Below are 6,419 nucleotides of genomic sequence, written 5' to 3' on the forward strand. Positions count from 1 at the left end.
CAGGTTCTGCGCATACACCCAGCCGCGGTTGCCGTCGGGCAGCGACACATCGCACCAGCTATAGCCGTTGATGCAGCCGGCCACCGTTACCGGAGTGCCGGGCCGCAGCTGCGCCACCAGCGGATAATCGCGCGCCGGGCCGGCGCGCAGGTTGACGTTCTTGCTGGTGAATGCCTGCTGCTGGGCGAGCGCTGCAGCGGGAACGCTGAAGCAAGCGACTGCAATCAACGGTAACAGACGGATGCGAATCATGACCACCTCCAATGGATCGGCAATCGATGCCGGGCGCAGCCAAGAATACCGCGAAACTTACCTCATGGAAATATCTGATTCACTGATACCCGCTATCACGCAGCATGGCGATGAATAAGCGCAAGCTGACCGGCATCTGGCGCCGGCTCGGGTAATAGAGGAAAAAACCCGACATCGGCGGGCACCACGCATCCAGCACGCGCAGCAAACGGCCCTGCTCTATCGATTCCTGCGCCTGCGCCTCATAGACATAGGCAAGGCCGATGCCGTCGAGCGCCGCGCGCAGTATCAGGTCATCGTCATCCAGAAGAAGCGGGCCGTCAACCGCGATCGCCAGCGATGCGCCGCCCTGGCTGAACTCCCAGGCGTACACCGCACCGCTCGGAAAACGGCGGCCGACGCAGGCATGCTGTTTCAGTTCCTGCGGCTGCTGCGGCAGGCCGCGGCGCGCTGCATACATGGGCGAAGCCACCACGATCAGGCGCAGCGGCGGCCCCAGCGGCAAAGCGATCATGTCCTGCGCCAGGCTCTCGCCGAAACGGATGCCGGCGTCAAAACCGCCGGCGACAATATCGACCAGGCCGTCGTCGGTCACCACTTCCAGCCGGATCTGCGGATAAGCCGCCAGGAAACGCGCAAACAGCGGCGCCAGCAACAGCCGCGCCGCCGGCCGCGGCACGTTCAGGCGCAGGGTTCCGCGCGGCACATCGCGAAAGTCATTGATCTGGTCCAGCGCATCGCTGATCTCGCGCAGCGCCGGCGCCAGGCGCTGCAGCAGCTGCTCGCCGGCTTCGGTCGGCGTCACGCTGCGCGTGGTGCGATTCAGCAGTCGCACATCGAGCCGGGTTTCCAGGGTGCGCATGGCATGGCTCAGGGCCGATGCCGAGACGCCGCATTCCAGCGCCGCTTTCTTGAAGCTGCGGTGGCGGGCGACGCAGGCGAAAGCGTCCAGTTCACTGAGGTCGGGTTTGTTCATTCATGAATTTTGTTCAGCATTTCACTGAATATAACATGGCTTATCAATGGCAATGATGCGGCGGATACTGTTCCCATGATCACTGACAAAGGAGCCATTCCAATGAAAACCCGCACATTAGGCCGCAACGGCCTGCAAGTTTCCGCACTCGGCCTCGGCTGCATGGGCATGAGTTTCGGCTATGGCGGCGCCGACGAAGCGCAGTCCATCCGCACGCTGCAGCGCGCCGTCGAGCTGGGCGTCACCCACTTCGATACCGCAGAAGTCTACGGCCCCTATACCAATGAAGAACTGGTCGGACGCGCGCTCAAGGCTGTGCGCGGACAAATCACCATCGCCACCAAGTTCGGTTTCAAGATTTCGCCGCATGGCGAAGGCGTGGCGCGCATGGCCGGCGTCGACAGCCGGCCGGAACATGTGCGGAATGCCGTCGAGGATTCGCTCAGGCGGCTGGGAGTGGAAACCATCGACCTGCTGTACCAGCACCGGGTCGATCCGCAAGTGGCGATCGAGGACACGGTAGGCGCCATGGCCGACCTGGTGCGCGCCGGGAAGGTGCGCCACCTGGGCTTGTCAGAAGTCTCCGCCGCTACCTTGCGGCGCGCCCACGCGGTGCATCCGATTGCCGCGGTGCAGTCTGAATATTCCCTGTGGAGCCGCGACCAGGAGCGTGAAGTGCTGCCGGCGTGCGTCGAATTGGGCGTGGGTTTTGTGCCGTACAGCCCGCTGGGCCGCGGTTTCCTGACCGGCAAACTCAACAGCACGCAAGGACTGGCGGCCGACGACTACCGCCGCACGCTGCCGCGTTTCCAGGATCAGGCGATGCAGAGCAACCGGATCCTGCTCGATGCGCTGGTGACGCTCGCCGACCGCCGCGGCTGCACGCCGGCGCAACTGGCGCTGGCCTGGCTGCTGGCGCAAGGCGAGCAGATTATGCCTATCCCCGGGGTAAGGCAAATCAAGCATCTGGAAGAGAATGTGGCAGCGGCCGATATCGTGCTGCGGGCCGACGAACTGGCTGCCATCCGCGCCGCGCTGCCGGATGAAAAAATCGTCGGCGAACGTTATGGCGCAAAGGAGCTGGAGATGATCAATCTCTGATCAGGCCGGCTTGCCCGCCAAGGGCAAGCCGGTTTTTATTACTGGCCGTTGACTGCCATGCCGGCGTCATGCGCCTGCTGGTCGGCATGGTAGGAACTGCGCACCATGGCGCCCACCGCAGCGTGCGCAAAGCCCATCTTGTAAGCTTCCACTTCATACATCTTGAACACGTCAGGATGCACATACCGCCGCACCGGCAGATGGTTCCCGCTCGGCATCAGGTACTGGCCGATAGTCAGCATGTCGACATCGTGGGCGCGCATGTCGCGCATGACTTGCAGGACTTCTTCATCGGTTTCGCCGAGGCCGACCATGATGCCGGATTTGGTCGGCGTGTTCGGGTGCAGGGCCTTGAAACGCTTCAGCAGGTTCAGAGAATATTCGTAGTCCGAACCTGGCCGCGCTTCCTTGTACAAACGCGGCGCGGTTTCCAGGTTGTGGTTCATCACGTCGGGCGGCGCCAGGTTGAGGATTTCCAGCGCGCGGTCCATGCGGCCGCGGAAGTCAGGCACCAGGATTTCGATGCGAGTGTTGGGCGACAGCGCGCGCACGTGGCGGATGCATTCGGCAAAGTGGCCGGCGCCGCCGTCGCGCAAGTCGTCGCGGTCGACGCTGGTGATCACGACGTAATTCAGTTTCAGCGCAGCGATGGTCTTGGCCAGGTTTTCCGGCTCATTGACGTCGAGCGGATCGGGACGGCCGTGGCCGACATCGCAGAACGGGCAGCGGCGGGTGCACTTGTCGCCCATGATCATGAAAGTGGCCGTGCCTTTGCCGAAACATTCGCCGATATTCGGGCAGCTGGCTTCTTCGCACACCGTGACCAGGCTGTTGGCACGCAGGATGTCCTTGATTTCGTAGAAGCGCGAAGACGGCGAGGCGGCCTTGACGCGGATCCAGTCCGGCTTTTGCAGGCGCTCGATCGGGATGATCTTGATCGGGATGCGCGAGGTCTTGCTGGCGCCCTTTTGCTTTTCGGACGGATTGTAGCTGGCGGCGGCAACAGTGGTTTCGGCAGGCAGCGACGGCGTGGTTTCTGTGGTCATGGTCTAGGCGTTTCCTTGCGGCAGTCCCGGAAAGGGACTCAGTTAAAACGGTCAATCAGTTTGTGAGCAAGCGCTAACTGCATCTCAGAGAGAGCTATATCAACGCCCAGTGTTTTCATATCGACGGTGGCGAGGCCTTCGTAGCCGCATGGATTGATCCAGGAAAAAGGCTCCAGGTCCATGCTGACATTGAGCGACACACCATGGTAAGTGCAGCCGCTGCCCCTTACTTTCAAGCCAAGGGCGGCGATCTTTGCACCTTGCCAGGCGCCGTCGGCAATATAAATCCCGGGCGCGCCAGCCTTGCGTTCACCGGCCAGATTATACGCTGCCAGCGTGTCGATCACCGCCTGCTCGATGCCCTGCACGAATTCCCGCACGAACAGACGGGCCGCGGGACGGCGGCGGCGCAGGTCCAGCAGCAGGTAAATCACTACCTGGCCGGGTCCGTGGTAGGTCACTTCGCCGCCGCGGTCGGTCTGTATCACCGGGATCGCATGCGGCGCCAGCACATGGCTCGGATCGGCGCCCAAACCCAGCGTAAACACCGGAGGATGCTCGACGATCCACAGCTGGTCAGGAGTATCTGCGGAACGGGAATCGGTGAACGCGCGCATCGCGTCAAAACTGACGGAGTACGGCTCGACGCCGCGCTGGACAATCTGGGGGCTGGGCGGATGATCGGGGGAACGGAACTGCTGCACACTGGACATAAGCGCAAGTGTAGCGAAAAAAAGCGGCCGGCGTGCAGAAACGGCTGGCACGCCGGCGCGCGATCAGGACCTCAGGGGACCAAGTAAACTTGTCGGCGATTGCCAGTTCGGCAACTCGCTGATGCGCTGCAGCCACGCAGCGACATGCGGCGGCAGCGTGACTTTGGCGGCGTCGGCCCAGAACAGGTAGCCGCACAGGGAAAAATCGGCCACGGTCGGCAGCTCGTCGATGATGAAAGCACGGCCGTCGGCCAGCTCCGCTTCCAGTCTGGCGATATCCACGTCAAACCGACCTTGCAGCCAGCTGACGGCGCCGGTTGGGTATTCCTGCGGGGCAAAGCTGCGCGCCCAGCGCAACTGCGGCAAGCACATGCCGAGCCGGTTGGCTTCCCAAAACAGCCATTCCTGCACGCGCGCCATGCGGCTCGCCGATTCGGCGCCGAAGCCGCCCGTGTGCTGGGCCAGGTGGCAAAGAATGGCGTCGGATTGCGCGTACGGCTGGCCGTTGTGCACCAGCAACGGCACCTGGCCGAACCTGGCCAGGCTGCGAAACGGCTCCGGCCGCTGAGTGTGCGGCTGGTCGATATCGATGGCCTGGTAATCGTGGACCACGCCGCTGACCGCCAGCATCAAGGCGACCTTGTAGGCGTGTCCCGAATTTGCGTTGCCGTAAAGCGTGATCTCGTCCTGCATGGATCAGCAGGCTGCAGGACGGGCGCCCAGCGGCTTGCCCAGGCCGGCGCGTGCGCTCGAAGCCGGCAGGCGGCTCGATTGCCGCTGGACCTGCACCACGCTGTTGCCCTTGATAGCTTCGATGACGACATGGCTGTCGGCGGCAACGTTGAGGAACTGTCCGGCATGCAGCCAATAGTCGTCGCCTTGGCCTGCTACCGTCACCCATACATGGCCTTGCATGATCTGCAGGGTCTGGGCCACCGGTGCTGTGACCGACATGGCTTGGCCGGCGCCTATGGACAACGATTCGTTAGCTAATAATTTTCTCATGATGTCACTCCTTGAAACTGCTGGTATATTGGATGTCACATCAGCCGCTAAACCGCTTGATATAGACATTCCTTGTTTCTACAGAGTTATTCTAGTCAAGCAGCGGGCCGTTGCAAAACGAGTAATTTTCCTCCGCCTTGCTAATTTATCTCACATAAAATGGCCGACCTCAGAAAACTGCCGAATCTCTCCGCCCTGCGCGCCTTCGAGGCAGCCGCCCGCAGTGACAGCTTCTCGCGCGCCGCCGAGGAAATCTATGTGACGCCGGGCGCGATCAGCCACCAGATCCGGGCCCTGGAGCAGGAACTGGGCATCATGTTGTTCAGCCGCCACGGCAAGCGCATCACGATCACTGAACAGGGGCAGCGTTTTGCCGCCGTCATCCGCAAATCCCTGAATGAAATCGCGTTTGCGGCCGAAGCCCTGAAAATGGACGCCAAGCAGAAGCGGCTGACGATTTCCGCGCTGCCCTCGTTTGCCGCGCGCTGGCTGGCGCCGCGCTTGTGGAAGTTCATCGACCTGCACCCGGATACCGAAGTAGTGCTGCAATCGAGCAACCACCTCAACGACCTCGAGCGCGAGCCTATCGATGTCGGCCTGCGTTACGGCCTGGGCCATTACCCGGGCCTGGTGGTGGAAAAACTGATGGATGATTTTTATTATCCGGTGGCCAGTCCGAATTACCGCGGCGGCAAGCTGCCGAAAACACCGCAGGAGCTGGAGCAGTGCAGCCTGCTGCGGATGGATACCGAATCGTCGTGGCTGCCGTGGTTCGAGGCGGCGGGAGTCGACCTGGTGGAGCCTACCGGCGGCTTGCTGATCGAGGATGCCTCGATGCTGCTGCGCTCGGCGTCGGATGGCTTGGGGATTGCACTGACCCGGCACGCGATCGCGCTGCAGGAGATTGCTTCGGGCGAGCTGGTGCGTTTGTTCGACGTCGTCGCGCGCTGTCCGCTATCGTATTATTTCGCCTGCACCAAGGAAGCGATGAGCAAGCCGCAGGTGCAGGCTTTCCATCGCTGGCTGCTGGACGAGGTGAAGACTTTCAAGGCGCAAAGCGAATGGCCCGGAGAGCCCGAGCCGTAATTCGCTTTACAGGACCATCTTGACCATAGGGTGCGACGACAGGGCCCGGTACAGGTTATCCAGCTGCTCGCGGTTGACGGCATACACGTTGGCCGTCAGGCCGGTGTAATTGCCCTTGGACGATGGCCGCACTTCCAGCTTGTCGATATGAAAAGTAGGATCATGCTGCACCACCACGCCGACGATGGTTTCCGCGAAAGCGTCATGGGTCGGTCCCATGATCTTGATGGGAAACACGCT

At 62.0% G+C, this 6,419-nt stretch carries 9 protein-coding genes; 2 read left to right on the forward strand and 7 right to left on the reverse strand.

Annotated elements, in window-relative coordinates:
• On the reverse strand, positions 1–252 hold a 252-nt coding region (locus tag JWQ61_RS21430; protein ID WP_304362301.1), incomplete at its 3' end, for an SH3 domain-containing protein.
• Positions 253–331: 79 nt separating this feature from the next.
• Positions 332–1,228, reverse strand: a complete 897-nt coding sequence (locus JWQ61_RS21435) for a LysR family transcriptional regulator (RefSeq protein WP_304362302.1) — start codon at positions 1,226–1,228, stop codon at positions 332–334.
• 102 nt (positions 1,229–1,330) lie between these two features.
• On the opposite strand from JWQ61_RS21435, the gene JWQ61_RS21440 reads away from it, so the two are divergent.
• Positions 1,331–2,329, forward strand: a complete 999-nt coding sequence (locus JWQ61_RS21440) for an aldo/keto reductase (RefSeq protein WP_304362303.1) — start codon at positions 1,331–1,333, stop codon at positions 2,327–2,329.
• Between the two features lie 38 nt (positions 2,330–2,367).
• Here the strand turns inward: JWQ61_RS21440 and lipA are convergent, their stop codons facing one another.
• The 4 genes from lipA to JWQ61_RS21460 all read right to left on the reverse strand — a co-directional run bounded on the left by lipA (position 2,368) and on the right by JWQ61_RS21460 (position 5,093).
• Entirely contained in the window at positions 2,368–3,375 is a 1,008-nt protein-coding gene (gene lipA / locus JWQ61_RS21445) for a lipoyl synthase (protein WP_304362304.1), read from the reverse strand.
• A 38-nt stretch (positions 3,376–3,413) separates the two neighbouring features.
• Positions 3,414–4,088 (reverse strand): lipoyl(octanoyl) transferase LipB, encoded by a 675-nt coding sequence (lipB, locus tag JWQ61_RS21450; RefSeq protein ID WP_304362305.1) that lies wholly within the window; start codon positions 4,086–4,088, stop codon positions 3,414–3,416.
• A gap of 63 nt (positions 4,089–4,151) precedes the next feature.
• On the reverse strand, positions 4,152–4,781 hold the full coding sequence (locus JWQ61_RS21455) for a glutathione S-transferase family protein (protein WP_304362306.1): 630 nt from the start codon (positions 4,779–4,781) through the stop codon (positions 4,152–4,154).
• Positions 4,782–4,784: 3 nt separating this feature from the next.
• The gene (locus JWQ61_RS21460; protein ID WP_304362307.1) at positions 4,785–5,093 is read right to left on the reverse strand and encodes a DUF2917 domain-containing protein; all 309 of its coding nucleotides are present in this window, start codon (positions 5,091–5,093) and stop codon (positions 4,785–4,787) included.
• A 159-nt stretch (positions 5,094–5,252) separates the two neighbouring features.
• On the opposite strand from JWQ61_RS21460, the gene gcvA reads away from it, so the two are divergent.
• Complete coding sequence (gene gcvA, locus JWQ61_RS21465) at positions 5,253–6,179, forward strand: transcriptional regulator GcvA (RefSeq protein ID WP_304362308.1); 927 nt, start codon at positions 5,253–5,255, stop codon at positions 6,177–6,179.
• 6 nt (positions 6,180–6,185) lie between these two features.
• Here gcvA and JWQ61_RS21470 read toward each other — a convergent pair.
• Positions 6,186–6,419 (reverse strand): DUF493 family protein (locus JWQ61_RS21470; protein WP_304362309.1); only part of this gene is annotated, 234 nt, incomplete at its 5' end.

The sequence above is a fragment of the Collimonas fungivorans genome, assembly GCF_028292705.1.
In the GTDB taxonomy this organism is placed as follows: Bacteria; Pseudomonadota; Gammaproteobacteria; order Burkholderiales; family Burkholderiaceae_D; genus Collimonas; species Collimonas fungivorans_B.

What these genes read in the sequence shown, in the direction of transcription:
- lipA (WP_304362304.1), bottom strand. Translation starts at nt 3,375, where the DNA reads ATGACCACAGAAACCACGCCGTCGCTGCCTGCCGAAACCACTGTTGCC.
- JWQ61_RS21435 (WP_304362302.1), bottom strand. Translation starts at nt 1,228, where the DNA reads ATGAACAAACCCGACCTCAGTGAACTGGACGCTTTCGCCTGCGTCGCC.
- JWQ61_RS21460 (WP_304362307.1), bottom strand. Translation starts at nt 5,093, where the DNA reads ATGAGAAAATTATTAGCTAACGAATCGTTGTCCATAGGCGCCGGCCAA.
- JWQ61_RS21455 (WP_304362306.1), bottom strand. Translation starts at nt 4,781, where the DNA reads ATGCAGGACGAGATCACGCTTTACGGCAACGCAAATTCGGGACACGCC.
- gcvA (WP_304362308.1), top strand. Translation starts at nt 5,253, where the DNA reads ATGGCCGACCTCAGAAAACTGCCGAATCTCTCCGCCCTGCGCGCCTTC.
- JWQ61_RS21440 (WP_304362303.1), top strand. Translation starts at nt 1,331, where the DNA reads ATGAAAACCCGCACATTAGGCCGCAACGGCCTGCAAGTTTCCGCACTC.
- lipB (WP_304362305.1), bottom strand. Translation starts at nt 4,088, where the DNA reads ATGTCCAGTGTGCAGCAGTTCCGTTCCCCCGATCATCCGCCCAGCCCC.